Source organism: Gilliamella sp. Fer4-1 (genome assembly GCF_001690515.1).
Taxonomy (GTDB): Bacteria; Pseudomonadota; Gammaproteobacteria; order Enterobacterales; family Orbaceae; genus Gilliamella; species Gilliamella apicola_C.
In genome coordinates this window covers 1-17,566 of record NZ_LZGZ01000073.1, presented here as the reverse complement: position 1 = coordinate 17,566, position 17,566 = coordinate 1, and the positions used below count along the sequence as shown (strand labels likewise).

The 17,566-nt window shown below is 33.9% G+C and carries 16 protein-coding genes and 1 pseudogene; 16 read left to right on the top strand and 1 reads right to left on the bottom strand.

All coding sequences use genetic code 11. The annotated features are described in order from the left end of the window. The 9 genes from A9G30_RS02680 to A9G30_RS02640 all read left to right on the top strand — a co-directional run. Positions 1 to 480: ABC transporter permease (locus tag A9G30_RS02680; RefSeq protein ID WP_141671959.1), on the top strand; the 480-nt coding region annotated here is incomplete at its 5' end. Beyond that, positions 477 to 1,667: an ABC transporter permease gene (locus A9G30_RS02675; protein WP_065583117.1), complete on the top strand. Its 1,191-nt coding sequence runs from the start codon at positions 477 to 479 to the stop codon at positions 1,665 to 1,667. The genes A9G30_RS02680 and A9G30_RS02675, both read left to right, overlap by 4 nt. Positions 1,668 to 1,991: 324 nt before the next feature. Then, a complete protein-coding gene (locus A9G30_RS02670) occupies positions 1,992 to 2,711 on the top strand; it encodes an epoxyqueuosine reductase QueH (RefSeq protein ID WP_065587958.1) in 720 nt (239 codons plus the stop codon). A gap of 152 nt (positions 2,712 to 2,863) precedes the next feature. Next, positions 2,864 to 3,481 (top strand): CDP-alcohol phosphatidyltransferase family protein, encoded by a 618-nt coding sequence (locus A9G30_RS02665; RefSeq protein WP_065587957.1) that lies wholly within the window; start codon positions 2,864 to 2,866, stop codon positions 3,479 to 3,481. A gap of 3 nt (positions 3,482 to 3,484) precedes the next feature. Further along, positions 3,485 to 5,242 carry a bifunctional alpha/beta hydrolase/class I SAM-dependent methyltransferase gene (locus tag A9G30_RS02660; RefSeq protein WP_065587956.1) on the top strand — a complete coding sequence of 586 codons (1,758 nt, stop codon included), beginning with the start codon at positions 3,485 to 3,487 and terminating at the stop codon, positions 5,240 to 5,242. Between the two features lie 6 nt (positions 5,243 to 5,248). Next, a complete protein-coding gene (locus A9G30_RS02655; RefSeq protein ID WP_065587955.1) occupies positions 5,249 to 6,571 on the top strand; it encodes a phosphatase PAP2/dual specificity phosphatase family protein in 1,323 nt (440 codons plus the stop codon). A 2-nt stretch (positions 6,572 to 6,573) separates the two neighbouring features. Further along, on the top strand, positions 6,574 to 7,068 hold the full coding sequence (locus A9G30_RS02650; RefSeq protein ID WP_065587954.1) for a hypothetical protein: 495 nt from the start codon (positions 6,574 to 6,576) through the stop codon (positions 7,066 to 7,068). A 56-nt stretch (positions 7,069 to 7,124) separates the two neighbouring features. Continuing rightward, positions 7,125 to 8,063, top strand: a complete 939-nt coding sequence (locus A9G30_RS02645; RefSeq protein WP_065587953.1) for a phosphatidate cytidylyltransferase — start codon at positions 7,125 to 7,127, stop codon at positions 8,061 to 8,063. A gap of 136 nt (positions 8,064 to 8,199) precedes the next feature. Continuing rightward, entirely contained in the window at positions 8,200 to 8,463 is a 264-nt protein-coding gene (locus tag A9G30_RS02640; RefSeq protein ID WP_065587952.1) for an HPr family phosphocarrier protein, read from the top strand. A 120-nt stretch (positions 8,464 to 8,583) separates the two neighbouring features. Here the strand turns inward: A9G30_RS02640 and A9G30_RS02635 are convergent, their stop codons facing one another. Further along, on the bottom strand, positions 8,584 to 9,948 hold the full coding sequence (locus A9G30_RS02635; protein ID WP_141671958.1) for an APC family permease: 1,365 nt from the start codon (positions 9,946 to 9,948) through the stop codon (positions 8,584 to 8,586). 362 nt (positions 9,949 to 10,310) lie between these two features. Between A9G30_RS02635 and A9G30_RS02630 the strand changes: the two genes are divergently transcribed. From A9G30_RS02630 to A9G30_RS02590, 7 genes and pseudogenes are all read left to right on the top strand, one after another. Then, positions 10,311 to 10,745 (top strand): PTS sugar transporter subunit IIA, encoded by a 435-nt coding sequence (locus A9G30_RS02630; RefSeq protein WP_065587950.1) that lies wholly within the window; start codon positions 10,311 to 10,313, stop codon positions 10,743 to 10,745. Beyond that, complete coding sequence (locus tag A9G30_RS02625; protein WP_065587949.1) at positions 10,738 to 11,208, top strand: PTS fructose transporter subunit IIB; 471 nt, start codon at positions 10,738 to 10,740, stop codon at positions 11,206 to 11,208. The genes A9G30_RS02630 and A9G30_RS02625 overlap by 8 nt, the downstream gene beginning before the upstream one ends. 53 nt (positions 11,209 to 11,261) lie before the next feature. Next, positions 11,262 to 12,343: pseudogene (locus A9G30_RS02615) on the top strand (IS3 family transposase). Positions 12,344 to 13,253: 910 nt separating this feature from the next. Continuing rightward, the gene (gene glyQ, locus A9G30_RS02605) at positions 13,254 to 14,186 is read left to right on the top strand and encodes a glycine--tRNA ligase subunit alpha (RefSeq protein ID WP_065587946.1); all 933 of its coding nucleotides are present in this window, start codon (positions 13,254 to 13,256) and stop codon (positions 14,184 to 14,186) included. Positions 14,187 to 14,196: 10 nt separating this feature from the next. Next, a complete protein-coding gene (gene glyS / locus A9G30_RS02600; RefSeq protein WP_065587945.1) occupies positions 14,197 to 16,269 on the top strand; it encodes a glycine--tRNA ligase subunit beta in 2,073 nt (690 codons plus the stop codon). 75 nt (positions 16,270 to 16,344) lie between these two features. Continuing rightward, positions 16,345 to 17,163, top strand: coding sequence for a hypothetical protein (locus A9G30_RS02595; protein WP_065587944.1), 819 nt, complete (start codon positions 16,345 to 16,347; stop codon positions 17,161 to 17,163). A 91-nt stretch (positions 17,164 to 17,254) separates the two neighbouring features. After that, positions 17,255 to 17,566: YbaK/EbsC family protein (locus A9G30_RS02590; protein WP_218057694.1), on the top strand; the 312-nt coding region annotated here is incomplete at its 3' end.

Here is a 17,566-nt window from a genome sequence, read left to right as displayed (position 1 = left end):
CATAATATTTTTATCTTTTTATTGGGGCGTATCTTTCCCTATTTTATCTATTTTTTATTTTGTCTTATTCTATTTGACACGGTGTTAATTAATTACTTTAATTTACCACTAAATGGGCATTTTGTATTACTTCAGCTTGGTAGTATGGGGTTTATTTTAACGGCATGCCTGTATGGGATTTTTTTTGGTCTAGTTGGTTCAACATTAGCACAAGCTTATGGCGGTGCAAGTTTACTTGCATCTCCTTGTTTTGGGTTTACAGGGCTTATATTCCCCCGTATTTCAATGAATGCTTTTGCTTATATTTGGGGGGCTTTATTACCTGTAACATGGTATATACAAATTCGGCTTGATCAAACATTAAGAAAACCAAATTTTATTACTTCATTAGAACCATTTGTTTATTTATTTGTCCAATTTAGCGTGATGTCAATTCTTATTACTCTTGTGCTACGAAAGATACGTAGGCGGTTAATATGATTAAATCTTTATTATTAATTTCCTATGATGAATTAAAACGTATTTTCCAAACCAAGGCAATACTTAGCGTCATGTTTGTTGGGATATTTATCTATTTCTTCTTTTATCCACAACCTTATTTGAATGAAGCTATACGTGACGTACCTATTGCAGTTATCGACCAAGATAATACTAACTATAGTCGAGAGTTAGTAAGGCAAATCGATGCCAATAAATCGATTAAAATAGACTTGCATATTGAGGATTTAGAGACTGCTAAAAAGCTTATAGAAGAACGTAAAATCTATGGGGTATTACTGATACCTTATCGTTTTGAGCAACATATCTTAGAGGGAAAAGCTAGTCCTATTTCCTATTATGGTGATGCAAGCTATATTTTAATTTATAGTAATGTCGCAACTGCAATTAACACTGTTTCCAGTAATTTTGGTGCTAAGATTTCAATTTTACGTAAAATAGCACAAGGCGTCGATCCAGCAGTAGCAACTAATAATGTTTCACCTTTCAATACTCAGTTAATTAGCCTATTTAATCCTCAATCAGGCTATGCAACCTATATCATTCCAGCAGCTTTTATTTTGATTTTAAATCAAACATTACTTATTGGTAGTACATTATGTCGGCTATTTAGTAAAAATTCTCATTTTGAAATGGCTTTCATTCACAAGCAGAAGGATGCAGCATCTTCTGCACTATTACTACTTTTAGGTAAACTATTCACTTACTTAATACTTTATTTGATTTATTTTATTATTTATACCGTAGTTGCAAACTATTGGTATGACTTACCTCGCCTAAGTCATCTTTTTGTTTCTTTATCGTTTATTATCCCCTTTATTTTGGCTACCGCATCATTAGGTAAAGTTTTATCACATTTTATCCATACGGTGAGCGATGTATTTTGCTTAATTTTACCATCAAGTATGATTGTATTTTTTACTACGGGGATTTCTTGGCCTAAAGAATTAATGCCCCCTTTATTTCATTTGATTGGTGATATATTTCCTGCAGTACCCGCTATAGTCGGTTCGGTAAAAATTAACCAAATGGGCGCAAGCTTTTCTGAATTTAGCCAGCAATATTGGCATTTGTGGATATTAACTATTGTCTATTTTGGTATCGCTTTTATTTTAGAAAAGCGGTACGTGCAAAAGGCAATGATAGCAAATGCTAGTAAAGAAAGCTAAATACTGTTATATATCCGTTTTATAATATTTATTCAATGTATTAACAAAATTGATTTAACTATTTTTTATTTTTATTATATTTTGTAAAAAATATTCAGTTTTCTATACCATTTGGTTATTTACAAATGATCTATTATTGCAATTTTTTTAAATTAAATTATTTGTGGTCATATCAATTAATTTGTTTTTTAGCAAAATCTTTTAAGTAAATTATACATTTCAATATGAAGATTTAAGTATTGATCTTGTGTCGCAGCATATATATCTATATCATAGCGCGCCATAAAGACTTTATTCATCAAAATAATAAATAAAAGAGTCCTCATGTTAATCAATGCTAAAAATATTCTAGAAAAATTAAATCCACATAATAAAGTAAATTACGATTCTGTATTAAAAGAGGTGATAGCTCATTGGCAATCTAAATCGGTGCGGCCTAAATTATTGATTCATAGTTGCTGTGCACCTTGTAGTACCTATGTTTTAGAGTATTTAGCCCAGTATGCGGATATTACCATTTATTTTGCAAATTCAAATATTCATCCTCGAATTGAATATGAGCATCGTAGTATGGTTCAACAAAAATTTATTGCTGATTTTAATCAAAAAACAGGTAATAATGTGCAATTTTTAGAAGCACCTTACCAGCCAGCGGAATTTATTAAGAAAGTTAGCCATTTACGTGATGCTCCAGAAGGTGGCGAGCGTTGTCATATTTGTTACAAAATGCGTTTAGACTTAGCAGCGATTAAAGCCCAAGAATTGGGATTCGATTATTTTGCTAGTGCATTAACGCTTAGCCCTAAAAAAAATAGTCAAAAAATTAATGATCTTGGATTTGAAATTCAAGAGCTTTTTTCAGTAAATTATCTTCCTTCTGATTTTAAAAAGAATAATGGTTATAAGCGTTCGGTTGAACTTTGCAAAGAGTATGATGTATATCGGCAATGTTATTGTGGTTGCATTTTTGCTGCCAAAGCGCAAGGTGTTGATTTAAAGAATGTGATAGCTATCGCTAAGCAAGGATTAGAAAAGGGGATTTAGCTATTTGATTAGATTATTAAAAATAAACTGAAAGTATGATTAGTTCATTAAAGCCCACATGGCTAAATTGAATTAATCATTATATAGTCACAATATTATGGTATAGTTTATAAAAATTAATCGTAGTTATGCATTTATAATAAGGATTAATCGTGTTGTCGATTTATCAATTAAAACCTAAATTCCAAGCATTTCTTCGACCTTATGCCGATTATCTTTATAATGCCAATGTAACCGCTAACCAGGTAACACTAATAGCGGGTTTTGGATCAATTTTAATCGCTTTTATTGTTGGTCGATTTACCGCTTATCAATGGATTTTTGGTCTTATTCCAATATGGATGTTTATCCGTATGGCGCTTAATGCTATTGACGGTATGTTAGCAAGAGAATATAACCAAAAATCAAATTTAGGGGCTTATTTGAATGAGATGTGTGATGTGGTTTCGGATTGTGCGTTGCTATTAATCTTTACACAAATAAATCAAGTCGAAACCAGTTTGGTGATAGCCATTGTTTTGTTATCATTTTTAACGGAGTATGTTGGCGTGTTAGGTCTGATGGTTGGTTGTTCACGACGTTATGATGGACCAATGGGTAAAAGTGATCGTGCTTTTGCGTTTAGTCTAATTAGTTTGGGGATTGCTAGCTATTTATTGCCACTTGATTGGCTCAATATACTATTGTTGCTTATTACCTTTTTGCTATTAATTACTGTGATTAATAGAGTCAGAAAGGGATTACAAGAATCAAAAAATAACAAGGTATAAGTTATGCGTGAACAGCAAGAAAAAACATTTATTAGCCATGATGGCTGTCAATTATTTTACCGTTATTGGCCAGCAGTTGATAGTGACAGCAATGCTAAACCTTCGAGAGCAATTGTTCTTTTTCATCGTGGTCATGAACACTCTGGGCGAGTTGCTCATCTAGCTGATGAGTTAAATCTATCCGATTATCAGATTTTTGCTTGGGATGCGAGAGGTAATGGGCAATCCGAGGGTGAACGTGGTGATGCTCCTAATTTTGCGACTTTAATTAAAGATGCAAACTGTTTTATTGAGCATATTATGCATGAGTATGATATATGCCAAGAAGATATTGCTATTATAGCCCAAAGTGTGGGGGCGGTTATCGCTTCAGCATGGGTACATGATTATGTGCCAAATATTCGTGCTTTAGTACTTGGTTCGCCAGCTTTTGACATAAAATTATATGTACCATTAGCTGTGCCAGGTTTAAAATTACTGTATAACTTGAAAGGTAACTTTTTTGTTAATAGTTATGTAAAACCTAAATTGCTGACACATGATGCTGAGCGAGCACAATCTTTCACAGAAGATCCATTAATAACACGACCAATATCAGTACGCTTACTTTTGGATTTATATGCAGTGTCCGATCGCATTGTTAAAGATGCAAATGCGATAACGGTACCAACACAGTTATTAGTTTCTGGTTCAGATTATGTCGTTAAGCGTAAACAACAAAAACTGTTTTACAATAATTTAGGTACAGAACAAAAAGAATTTCATATATTACCTGGGTTTTATCATGATACTTTTGGTGAAAAAGATCGTAAATTAGCAATTGATTATGCAAGACGATTTATTATTGGTTGTTTTACTAATCAACCATGCGTGCCATTATTAACCAATGCTGATTTAATGGGATACACAAGGCAAGAGGCTGATAATTTAATATTGCCGCCATCAGGTTGGATTAAGCCTTTATATTGGCGATTTATTAAAGCTAATTTAAAATATGCTAGCAAACTCTCAGACGGGATCAAATTAGGATTTGATACTGGATTTGATTCGGGCAGCACACTTGATTATGTTTATCGTAATGAACCATCAGGAACATCAAAACTAGGACGTTTTTTTGATTATATCTATCTTCAATCGATTGGTTGGCGAGGCATTCGGCAACGTAAAGAGCATCTTGAAGAACTATTAAAATTAGCGATCAATAAATTACACGAACAGAACCATTCTGTGAATATTGTTGATATAGCAGCAGGGCACGGGCGTTATATTTTAGAAACGGTTAATCAAATTGCCAACAAACCTAATTCTGTATTATTACGAGATTACAGCGATATTAATGTACAAAAAGGTAGAGCATTAATAGAAGAAAAAGGCTTAACGGCTATCGCGCGTTTTGAAAAAGGAGACGCCTTTAATCGACAGCAATTAGCCCAATTGTCACCTAATCCCACATTAGCTGTGGTTTCGGGATTATATGAGCTATTTAGTGATAATCAGATGTTACGTGATTCTTTAGCAGGGCTCGCTGAATCTATTCCTGAAGGAGGATATTTAATTTATACCAATCAGCCATGGCATCCACAGCTAGAGTTTATTGCAAGAGCTTTAACATCTCATCGAGATGGAAAGCCATGGATTATGCGCAGGCGTACGCAACTGGAAATGGATCAATTGGTTGCATCGGCTGGTTTTAGAAAAATAACCATGCGTATTGATCAATGGGGCATTTTTACTGTATCACTTGCACAACGAATGAAATAATTAGTCATGACTAGCGTAACATGGCGGTTTAATAAGCTGATTACTTATAAATTAATATGGTTAATAAGTTTGACCGTGTTCTTTTTTACTAGCTATAATTTTGCAAACTGGTTTACTTCTACACGTAACGATGTCGGAAGTATCGTTTTTGAATGGGAAAGATCAATTCCTTTATGGCCTTGGTCTATCATACCTTATTGGTCGATAGACTGTATGTATGGGCTTGCAATTTTGCTGGCTAGTTCTTATCGAACACTAAAAATTCTCTGTTTTCGTCTTTTATCTGCTCAGATTATTTGCATAGCTTGCTTTTTGATCTTTCCGCTAAAGTATTCTTTTGAGCGCCCTGTATTAGATGGATTATCGGGGCTATTATTTGATATTTTAATGGGATTTGATAAACCTTTTAATCAAGCACCATCGCTTCATATTCCCTTATTGGTTATTTTATGGCAATTTTACGCCCGTTATTTTCGAGGAATATGGCGCTATATTTTGCATATTTGGTGTTTATTGATCGGTTTATCAGTATTAACCACTTGGCAACATCATTTCTTTGACATCCCAACTGGGCTTTGGGTAGGGTGCTTTTGTGTTTGGTTATGGCCAGACAATCATTTATCGCCAATAACAAACGATCAATTACCTAAACAATATGTGTGGGGTAGCGCCTATTTTTTACTGTTTTTATTGTCGTTTTGTTCTGCTATCTACTTTTTTTCTTGGGCATTATGGTTATTATGGGTTTCAGGTGCATTTTTATTGGTTTCCCTCAATTATTTATTATTTGGCGCAGCAGGATTTCAAAAACAGACTAATGGCCACTTTAATTTAGCTGTTACTATTTTATATTTGCCTTATTTTATTATTATGTGGGTTAATTCACGATTATGGACATTTAAAAATAATCCAACGGATTTGATTATTGATAATGTTTATTTAGGTCGTATACCGTCTAATAAGATATTACAAGCCAATCAGTTTACATCGATTGTAGATCTTTGTGCTGAATTACCAATAACTCAATTTAATGGTCATTATAAATTGATTCCAGTATTGGATATGACACCACTTACCATTGAAGAGTGTCAACAAGCGGCCGAAACTATTGAAAAGTATCATAAGCAGGGCAAATTATTAGTCTGTTGTGCGTTGGGGTATTCACGCAGTGCTACGGCTATTATTGCTTGGTTATTAATGACCCAAAGAGTAACCAGCTTAAATGAGGCTATAGCTACAGTAAAATTATATCGTCATAGCGTGGTTATTACGGCTAAACAACAATTAATTTTGTTGAATTGGTATTCAAAAATAACAAGAAGAAAATAAATATGTTAAATCATGATGATGCAGGAATAACAACAAAAACAGCAAAAGTTAGTCAAACATCGTTGGTGACATTTTGCAGTATACTCTCTATCAGTTTACCTATCGGTATATTTTCGTTACTATTAACCATTACCGCCTTACTTTTTGCGTTGATAACAAGTGGAATGATTAATAGCAGTTTATTACCAACTATTTTTTATTTTCTGGCCTTTATTATGGGAATAGTTGGTATTTATTATGCATTACGGATCAAATTTGACAAAAAGTTATTTGATTATTTAGCTACCAGCAATGAATGCTTAATCAATACACTTATTGATTTAGATAATGCATTAATGGACTTTCATTTAATTAAATCTAAGCCATTAGCAACACGAACTATTACCGAGCGCCAACAAGGAACCTTAAAGCTATTTAAACAACAAATTATTGCGCTAGTAATACAAATCATGTTGTTAATAGGCGCATGGATCAGTGGCATTATCCAATTATGTTAATAAGCGTTTAGTTAAAATGTACCGTCATATTAAACAAGTAATAAAGGAAAGCAACAATGTCTAATTATCAAAAAGATACTTTATTATTGTTTGTTGGTATCGGTATTTTACTTGTGATGGCTTCTATTATTGGTTGGTTGTTAAAAAAACGACTTAATAGCCCTAATAAAGTCATTGATAACCTGAATACTCGCATCAATGCATGGTGGGTGATGGTGGCAATTATTGGTATTGCTTTTTTAATAGGAAAATTAGCTGTTATTTTTTTATTCTTTGTCGTATCAGGCATTGCATTACGCGAATTTCTCAGTTTAACTCCTGTTAATCGTTATGATTTTTATGTTTTGATATTTGCTTATTGTATTGCTTTACCCGTGCAATATATTTTAGTGGCTATATCATGGTATGGATTGTTTAGTATCTTTATTCCTGTTTATGGTTTTTTATTATTAGCGATATTGGCAACAATAACCGGCTCAGCAGATAATTTTTTAGCAAGAACTGCTGAAGTGCAATGGGGGGTAATGATTACGGTTTATAGTATTTCTTGCGTACCAGCACTATTAACATTACCTATTGATAATTATCAAGATCGTAACCTTTTATTAATTGCTTATTTAGTGTTAGTTGTTGAACTTTCTGATGTATTGCAATACGTATTTGGTAAGTTGTTTGGCAAACGCAAAATTAGCCCGAATTTATCACCATCTAAAACCATTGAAGGATTTATTGGTGGAATAATATCAGCAAGTTTACTAGGTGCTTGTTTATTTTGGATAACCCCTTTTAGCTTTATACAAGCTGGTTTAATTTCACTTATGCTTACGTTACTAGGTTTTTTGGGGGGATTGGTTATGTCAGCCATTAAACGTGATAGAGGTGTAAAAGATTGGGGAAGGCTAATCGGTGGTCATGGTGGTGTGCTTGATCGTCTTGATTCTGTCTGTTTTACTGCACCTATCTTTTTTCACGTTATGCGCTATTTTTGGGTATAACCTTATGTTAACTGTAGATAACCAGGCAGTTTAGATAAATTAAAAAATATACACGTAAAAAAAGAGCAAAACAGTTTAATTTATGATATAAATACAAGTATTGTATTAACATTAAGATAGAAATAAGGACTTTATTATGTTAAAAGAACAAATGGTAGTAAAAAATTCAACCGGCTTGCATGCACGCCCTGTTACAACACTTGTTAAATTAGCCGGTCGCTATAAATCATCAATTGAGCTTGTTTATAATGACAAAGCAATTAAATTGAAAAGTATGATGGGATTACTTGGTGCTGGTGTTAAAGGTGGCTCAACCGTTGAAATCATTTGTGATGGTGAAGATGAACAAGCAGCAATGAATGAAATTCGTGAATTATTTGCTACTGGTTTTGGTGAGTAATTAACTGAGTTAATCAGACTAACATCAAATATTTCATTATTCCGTCGACTAAGGTCGACGGAATCATTTTTAAAAAAGACGTAACTAAACTTTTAAGTAGACCTATTTAAAAAGATTAAATTAATCTTTAATGATTGAATTCAATTCATTAGGATCAATTGATGGTAATAATTTAGTAAAACATTTAGTTAGATAAAGTAAATAACAGAATCCAAACGCCAACCAAATTAAACCGACGGTCATTGCTGTCGTTTCGAGACTTGTCCATAACCATAATGAAAGTAAAACACCAATAGTAGGCATTAAACCATATTTTAAAAGCATTGGTACTGTTTTCTTTGCGTTTCCGCCTAGATAGCTTTTAATTACGCATAAATTAACAAAAGTAAATGCAACTAATGCGCCAAAACTAATCATAGAAACAACTAAGCTAAGCTCTAATACTAACGATAGTAATGAAAAACAAGCAACAAAAATAATTGATAAATAAGGCGTTCTAAAACGTGGATGAATTCTATAGAAGATCTGTTTTGGTAACACACCTTCACGACCCATTGCATAAAAAATTCTAGAGACACTGGTTTGTGCTGTCATTGCTGAGGCAAAAACACCAGTTACGTAAGCCGCTTGGAAGAAGTTATACATGAACTCTCCACCCAATTGACTAATATCACCAACACGACGCACGACATCCAAACTTGCGGTATCTTTGTTGTCTATAAAATCAGTCCATTCTGGATAAGCTAAATGCGCACAATACGAAACAATTAAGAATATACATCCGGCAATAAGTACGGTGTATAAAATTGCTTTTGGTAATGATTTTTTAGCGTCATTTGATTCTTCGGCTAGTGTAGCTATTGCATCAAAGCCCAAAAATGCAAGGCATAATATGGCTGCGCCAGATAGTAATCCACTGAAATCATCTGTTGTGACTAATAATGGTTTTTCCATTGCATCAGGTGTTAAATGGACACTATTTAATGTTAAAGTAATAAACAGTATGATGAACACGACTTGAATAAAATTCAAGCTAAAATTGACCCAATTGATTAGTTTTATTCCAAGATAGTTTAAGATACTGACAGTTATAAGAGATCCCAATACAAAAACATAAGCTGGAATGCAATCAAATAGATCATGTAGATATATACCCAAAACTAAATAATTTAATATCGGTAAGAATAGGTAATCAAGAATTTGCGCCCAACCAACTAAGAAGCCGACTTTTCCACCAAAGGTTCGTTGTACATAGGTGTAAGCAGAACCAGCGATAGGCAGTTTATTTGCCATTCGGCAATAACTTAATGCTGTGAAAAATATCATTGCAAGGGTGATGATATAGGCTACAGGTAAGTGTCCATTGCTGGCAACAGTGACTTCCCCATAAGTGGTAAAGATCCCTAAAGGAACCATATAAGCTAAACCAAATGCAATTAATGCAGGTGTGGTTAAAACTCGTTTCATTTTTATTGCGGACATGATTTAATTTGCTCCTCTGTCCCGAAAAACAATAAAAAACTACTAAGTATAGTTTTGCCTTTTTACCCGCTGAAAGCGGCAAGGAATTCTGCCACATTATAATAATTATGCAAGCTAATTTTTAGTAAAAATTATTAAAGCGTGTAGATTATAAGCTTTAAACCATGTCACTAGTTATTTTAGGTTAATTAAATTCAAATTGCTTGGTTAAAGCTTAAGTTTCAATTTTCATATTTGTGATCGATATCTAATATTTGCTAGGCAAAATCAATGTGAGTGTATATAAATTATTGTATATTAAATTTACAGTATAGAGTGAAAATTAAGCCATTGCGGAAACCTATTATCAAAAAGAGGATCTATCTATGTTATCTATTCCTGTTTTATCGGTTGATTTAACCCGTGATATTGTCAATCAAAAATCAGCAGTGATTAATTTAATGGCTGAAACTAGCCAAGCATATTTGACTGATGTCAAAACCTTTTTTGAAGATGTAATGATTCATGAACAAGAAATGGAAACGGATGTGTTGCCAGATGTCGCTTTACCTCACGCTAAAAGCATTGTGGTTAAAATGCCCTTTATAGTTGTTGGAAAATATATTGATGGCATTATTTGGAATAATGGCAACAAAGTAAAATTAGTCATTTTGATTGGTGCACCAGAAAATGCTAATAAAGAACACTTAGCCATTATTGCTAAATTAGCATCCAATCTAGCTGATGATGATTTTATTCAAGATTTACTTAAAATTGATATTCAATCTGTAGCAAATAAGATTCGAGGTCTATATGAATAAAAAGAAGATTGTTGCAATTTGTGCTTGTACAGCAGGCATGGCACATACTTATATTGCTAAACAAAAAATTGAAAATGAAGCGAAGAAGCGTGGCTGGGATTATAAAGTTGAAACTCAAGGTGCGGCAGGTATTGAAAATTCATTAACAGAACAAGATCTTAAACAGGCTAATGTCATTATATTAGCCTCTGAGATTTCAATTGAAAATGCCGATAGGCTTGAACCGTATAAAAACATTTTTAAAGTTAGTACGGGTGATGCGGTTAAAAATACTGCCCATATTTTTGATAATGCCGAAATAATGTCAACAAAAGTTGTTAAAGATAGCATTGGAACTGAAATATTTAGAGCATTAAATATCGGTATTAGCAAATTTTTACCTGTAATTATCGCATCAGGAATCATTTTCTCTATTGTATTAATGGCTGGTGATGTGACTAATTGTAGTTATCCCCTAAAATAGTACAGCAAAAAAGTAGAAAATTCTCTATGATAAAAGTAAAAGAGGATTCAATTATGAAAAAAATGGCTGAACATCAAATCGTAGCTATTTTAAAAGAAGCAGAGGCAGGTATTCCCGTTAAAGAGTTGTGCCGTACATATGGCATGGGTAATTCAACTTTCTATAAATGGCGAGAAAAATACGGCGGAATGGAAACGTCGGATATCAAACGCTTAAAGGAGCTTGAGGATGAAAACCGCAAGCTTAAGCAGATGTTTGCCGAACTGAGCTTAAAATTCCAGCTTCAGGAAGAAATCATAAAAAAGCTTTAGTGCCAACTGGGGCACGTAAAACGTAGGCGCAGCAACTACAACAAAATCATTCAGTTACTATTACGATGAGTTGTGCCATTGTAGGCTTAAGCCGTTGTGCTTACTATTATCAACCTAAGTTACTGGATGACTCGGTGATTGTTTCGGTGCTGAATGCTATTACAGATAGGCATTTACGCTGGGGCTTTCCTAAATGTTTTAATCGTATCAGAAAGCTCGGCTATCAATGGAATCATAAACGGGTATATCGGGTGTATTGTGAATTAAAGCTTAATCTCAGGGTAAAGCGTAAAAAACGTATTCCTCCACGATGCCCAGAAAGACTATCAGCACCCAGTAAACAAGGTGAATGTTGGTCAATGGATTTTATGAGTGACAGTAGTCGTAATCAACGTCGCTTTAGAACATTCAATGTCATCGATGACTTTAATCGTGAGGCATTAGGGATTGATATTGCAGTAAGCTTACTCGCAGGAAGGATTACCCGTTACTTAGATAAACTGGACGAATATCATGGGTATCCATTAAAAATACGGGTCGATAATGGGCCAGAATTTACAGGAAAAACCTTTATAAACTGGGCTAAATCACATGATATAACCATTAATTATATCCAGCCCGGTAGCCCTTATCAAAATGGCTATATTGAACGATTTAATCGTACCTATCGTACTGAAGTACTCGATTTATATCTTTTTAACAACTTAGCGCAAGCAAGGAGCATAACTGAAGAATGGTTAACGATTTATAACACCGAAAGACCGCATGAGGCATTAAATAACATGACACCGATTGAGTATAAAACACTAAAACAAGCAGCATGATTTTCTACGTGAGTTGTGTAATAAGTTTGGGGTATTTACAATATCATCTTATCATAATAGGAATGTGTATGGAGATTGGACAGCCGAAACAAGAATTTTAACAGACGATAATGAAGAAAATGCGGAAACAAAATTGGTGAATATAGAGAGAAAAATAGTACGTGGAATAGAATATTGGTAATGTAATCTTGCTTTGCTTAGATTTCTAATAAAACTAGAAAGCATCATCAAAACTTTCACGTACATTTTTGTTTAGGTATAAAATTAGTTATTTTGGCTACTTTGGTTTAGGGTATTTCCCCCACCCAATTCCCAAAATAACCTTAATTTTACGCAAAAAAATATTCAGAAAAGCAATTGATTTTATTAAATTTTTTGTTTTGCCTTTTATAAAAACTGAATCCTTTTGTATCACTAAAAAGTTATTAAAACTATTTTTATTGGCATCAGAATGTGCCCACCAAACAGGGATGTTTGGTGAGATACCATTTTATCGGGAACAAATTAGTGCTAGTGTATTAAAACCGCGCAACAAAGTCTGATGGCTGTAGACAACATTCGGCAACCATGCATATGGTATGTTTTTTTTATCATAAAAATCAATAAGCAACGAATCTTCATCAACCGTTAATTTTATCCACAAAATTCTTAATCCCCTCCATTTCCCCCCTAAAAACATTCAGAAAACATATTGATTTTATTTGATTTTTTATTCCCATTTAAATCAATGAACTATAAAACACGACATTTGTTTATTGGGTAGCCTTTTATATCTTTTTAACAACTTCAACCCAATTAGGCAATATATCAAATAGAATAAAATTAGGCATTTCACAAGTATTGATAAAAAGTATAAACTATAGCACTATTTAAATAGTCGAAATATCAATTCAACCATAAAGATAACATCATGCAAAAGTTTAATGTCAAAACCTTTCAGGGGTTAATTCTTACGTTACAAGATTACTGGGCGAATCAAGGCTGTACAGTGATTCAGCCTTTAGATATGGAAGTGGGTGCGGGGACTTCTCACCCTATGACCTGTTTACGTGCATTGGGCCCAGAACCGATAAATGCAGCTTATGTTCAGCCATCACGTAGGCCAACTGATGGTCGCTATGGCGAAAATCCAAATAGGTTACAACATTATTACCAATTTCAAGTTATCTTAAAACCTTCTCCTGATAATATCCAAGAGCTGTATTTAGGCTCGTTAAAACAGTTAGGACTTGATCCCACTGTTAATGATATTCGTTTTGTTGAAGACAATTGGGAAAACCCAACGCTTGGTGCATGGGGGCTAGGTTGGGAAGTTTGGTTAAACGGTATGGAAGTAACGCAATTTACTTACTTTCAACAAGTTGGTGGCCTTGAATGTAAACCAGTTACCGGTGAAATTACTTATGGACTTGAACGTTTAGCGATGTATATTCAAGGCGTCGATAGCGTTTATGATTTAGTTTGGAGTGATGGTGCATTTGGTAAAACGACTTATGGCGATGTGTTTCATCAAAACGAAGTTGAGCAATCCACTTATAATTTTGAATATGCGAATGTTGAGTTTTTATTTTATTGTTTTGAACAACACGAAAAAGAAGCAAAGTATTTACTTGAGCTAGAAAAACCTCTGCCACTACCTGCTTATGAACGTATATTAAAAGCAGCTCACTGTTTTAATTTACTTGATGCACGTAAAGCGATTTCAGTGACTGAGCGACAACGTTATATTTTACGCATCAGAACATTAACCAAAATGGTGGCGGAAGCCTATTACGCATCACGTGAAGCACTTGGATTTCCTATGTGCAAAAATTCACAGTCTAACGAAAGTGCATCAAAGTAGGAATTAAAAGATTATGCAAAAAACATTTTTAGTGGAAATTGGTACCGAAGAGTTACCACCAAAATCACTGCGCACATTAGCAGAAAGCTTTGCGGCTAATTTTATACAGCAGCTTGATAATGCCAATTTAGAACATGGCGAAGTACTTTGGTATGCATCTCCTCGCCGTTTAGCGTTAAAAGTCTTAAATTTAAATAACACACAACCCGATAGCCAAATTGTTAAACGTGGTCCTGCGGTCAGTGCAGCATTTGATGCCAATGGTAATGCAACTAAAGCGGCCGAAGGTTGGGCGCGAGGATGTGGTATTACCGTTGATCAAGCTGAGCGTATAAAAACGGATAAAGGCGAATGGCTTTCTTATACTCACAATCAAAAAGGTCAACCAGTAGTTAATCTTTTATGTGATATGGTTAAAACGGCATTAAGCAAATTACCTATCCCTAAACCAATGCGTTGGGCAGCTCGTCAAGTCGAATTTATTCGTCCATGCCATACGGTCACCATGTTGTATGGTGATGAGCTGGTGCCTGGTACCATTTTAGATATTGAGTCAAACCGCGTTATTCGTGGTCACCGTTTTATGGGAGAACAAGAGTTCACTATCGATAATGCCGATCAATATCCCGACATTTTAGAACAGCGTGGTAAAGTCATTGCTGATTATGACAAGCGAAAAGCTATGATTAAGCAACAAGCCGAAAGCGAAGCGGCTAAACTTCATGGTAAGGCTGATTTAACTGACACGCTACTTGAAGAAGTCTGTTCTCTCGTTGAATGGCCTGTTGTACTAACCGCTAAATTTGAAGAGCGATTTTTACAAGTTCCAGCCGAATCACTGGTTTATACCATGAAAGGCGATCAAAAATACTTTCCTGTTTATGATAAACAAGGCAAATTATTACCAAACTTTATTTTTGTGGCGAATATTGAATCGAAAGATCCACAAGTTGTGATTTCGGGTAATGAAAAAGTGGTTCGCCCACGCCTTGCTGATGCTGAATTCTTTTACCAAACCGATTTAAAACAGCGTTTAGAAGATCGCTTGCCTCGCCTTGAAACAGTCTTATTCCAACAACAGCTTGGAACAGTTAAAGAGAAATCAATTCGCATTGAGCTACTATCCGGCTTTATTGCTGAAAAAATTGGCGCAAATATTGAACAAGCGAAACGAGCAGGTAAATTAACTAAATGCGATTTAGTAACCAATACCGTTTTCGAATTTCCTGAAACACAAGGTATTATGGGGCGCTATTTAGCGCTTAAAGACGGCGAAAATATTGAAGTAGCTACTGCAATTGAAGAACAATATAAACCACGTTTTGCTGGTGATGAGTTACCAAGTACTGTGGTTTCTTGTACAGTTTCTATTGCTGAAAAAATGGATACCTTAGCGGGTATTTTTGGCATCAGTCAGCATCCTAAAGGTGACAAAGATCCTTTTGCATTGCGCAGAGCGGCTATTGGAATATTACGCATCATTGTTGAGAAAGTATTGCTGTTAGATCTTGTTGAATTAGCAAATTATGCCACATCGTTATATGGCGAAAAACTGAATAATAAAAATGTAGTTGAAGATATTGTTAATTTTATGCAAGGTCGTTTCCGCGCTTGGTATCAAGAACAAGGCTTTGCTATTGATACTATTCAAGCGGTTTTAGCGCTTAATCCAACAAAACCGGCTGATTTTGATGCGCGCATTAAAGCAGTTACTCACTTTAGAACCTTGCCAGAATCCTCATCATTAGCAGAAGCGAATAAACGAGTATCAAATATCTTATCTAAAGCCGAGATTGCTATTCCAGAGCAGATCAATGCAGCCTTGCTAGAAGCAGGCGCTGAAGGCGAATTAGCTAAAAAATTGGCAATTTTAACCGATAAACTTACGCCTTATTTTAACCAAGGTCGTTATCAAGATGCGTTAGTTGAATTATCGTCGCTAAAAGACACTGTAAACGCATTTTTTGATTCAGTCATGGTTATGGTTGACGATGAAAAAATTAAACTTAATCGATTAGCACTGTTGAAAAAGCTACAAAACCTATTCTTAAAAGTCGCTGATATTTCATTATTGCAAGCTTAGCTTAGAAGCTTGATTATTTATATTATAAATTGTGGTAACTAAAGTTGTTACCACCTATAAGGAACTTATATAGAAATGCAAAAACAAATCCCTTTTTCTTTAACTTTTACACAAACTCGCAATTTTATTTGTAATCGTATTACGCAATTTGTTCTTGTTAGTATAACGCTAGCTTTAATTCATGCGTTTTTTAATTCTTTCTTTGACAAACAAAATCTAGTTGAACAAATCTATTTTTCACGAAATTTAACTAACTATGTTTTATTCGTGATGTTAACATTGTTAATTGGCATTATTTTAAAAGCAATTAGTATAGCAACAATTTCTAACCTTTATATCAGCGATAAACTTAATTTTAATCTATTACTATCTAAAGCGTTATCAAATACATTAAAAATTATTATTTTTTATCTTATCATTGGCGTCTTTATATTTTTAGTCTCATTTATGTTATCTATAGTGCTTATTAGTCTAAATTTGTTTTTACCTAAGGCACTTATTTTTATATTAATTTTTTTAGTACTACTAATTCCAACCCTAATTTTAGTTATCTTTTGTAACTTCTTTTTTGCTTCGCTGGTTGAGCCTAATCAAAGCAATATTCTTGACTCACTTTCATTAAGCATTCAATTATCAAAAACACAGTGGCGCTCAGCTATTTTGATGGTATTAATCTACCTAGCATTTGTGATGGCTTTTGCTCGATTAGCTATTGCATTTGATAGTGACAATTTTGTCCTTGATACAATCTTCTCTTTCTGTAGTATCTTTTTTGATGCTTTTGTTACTAGCTTCTTCTATCGTCTTTATACGCTAGCAAATAGTGCATCTAACTCAGTAGCATCGCCTAACAATGATGATAAAAATCAAGAAGACCACAAATTAATTCTTTAATTGTTATTCATATCCTTCCCAACTTTATTTTGGTAAGGATATCATTTTCCCTATACTATTTTGATTTAACTAAATCTATTGGATAAAAACTATGACTCCTGCAATTGATTTACTTAAAAAGTTAAAAATCAAATTTAATATCCACCAATATAAACACGATCCCAACCAAACTAACTATGGGCAAGAAGCAGTTGATAAACTTGATCTCAGTTTAAATGTTATAGCAGCACAGGTATTTAAAACCTTGATTGTGAGTTTAAACGGTAATAATAAAACGTTGGCGGTTTGTGTATTGCCTGTCAATAGTCATTTGGATCTTAAAAAAGTCGCAAAAGCATTAAACTGTAAAAAAATAGATTTAGCAAATCCTAATTTAGCCCAAAAGGTAACTGGCTATTTAGTA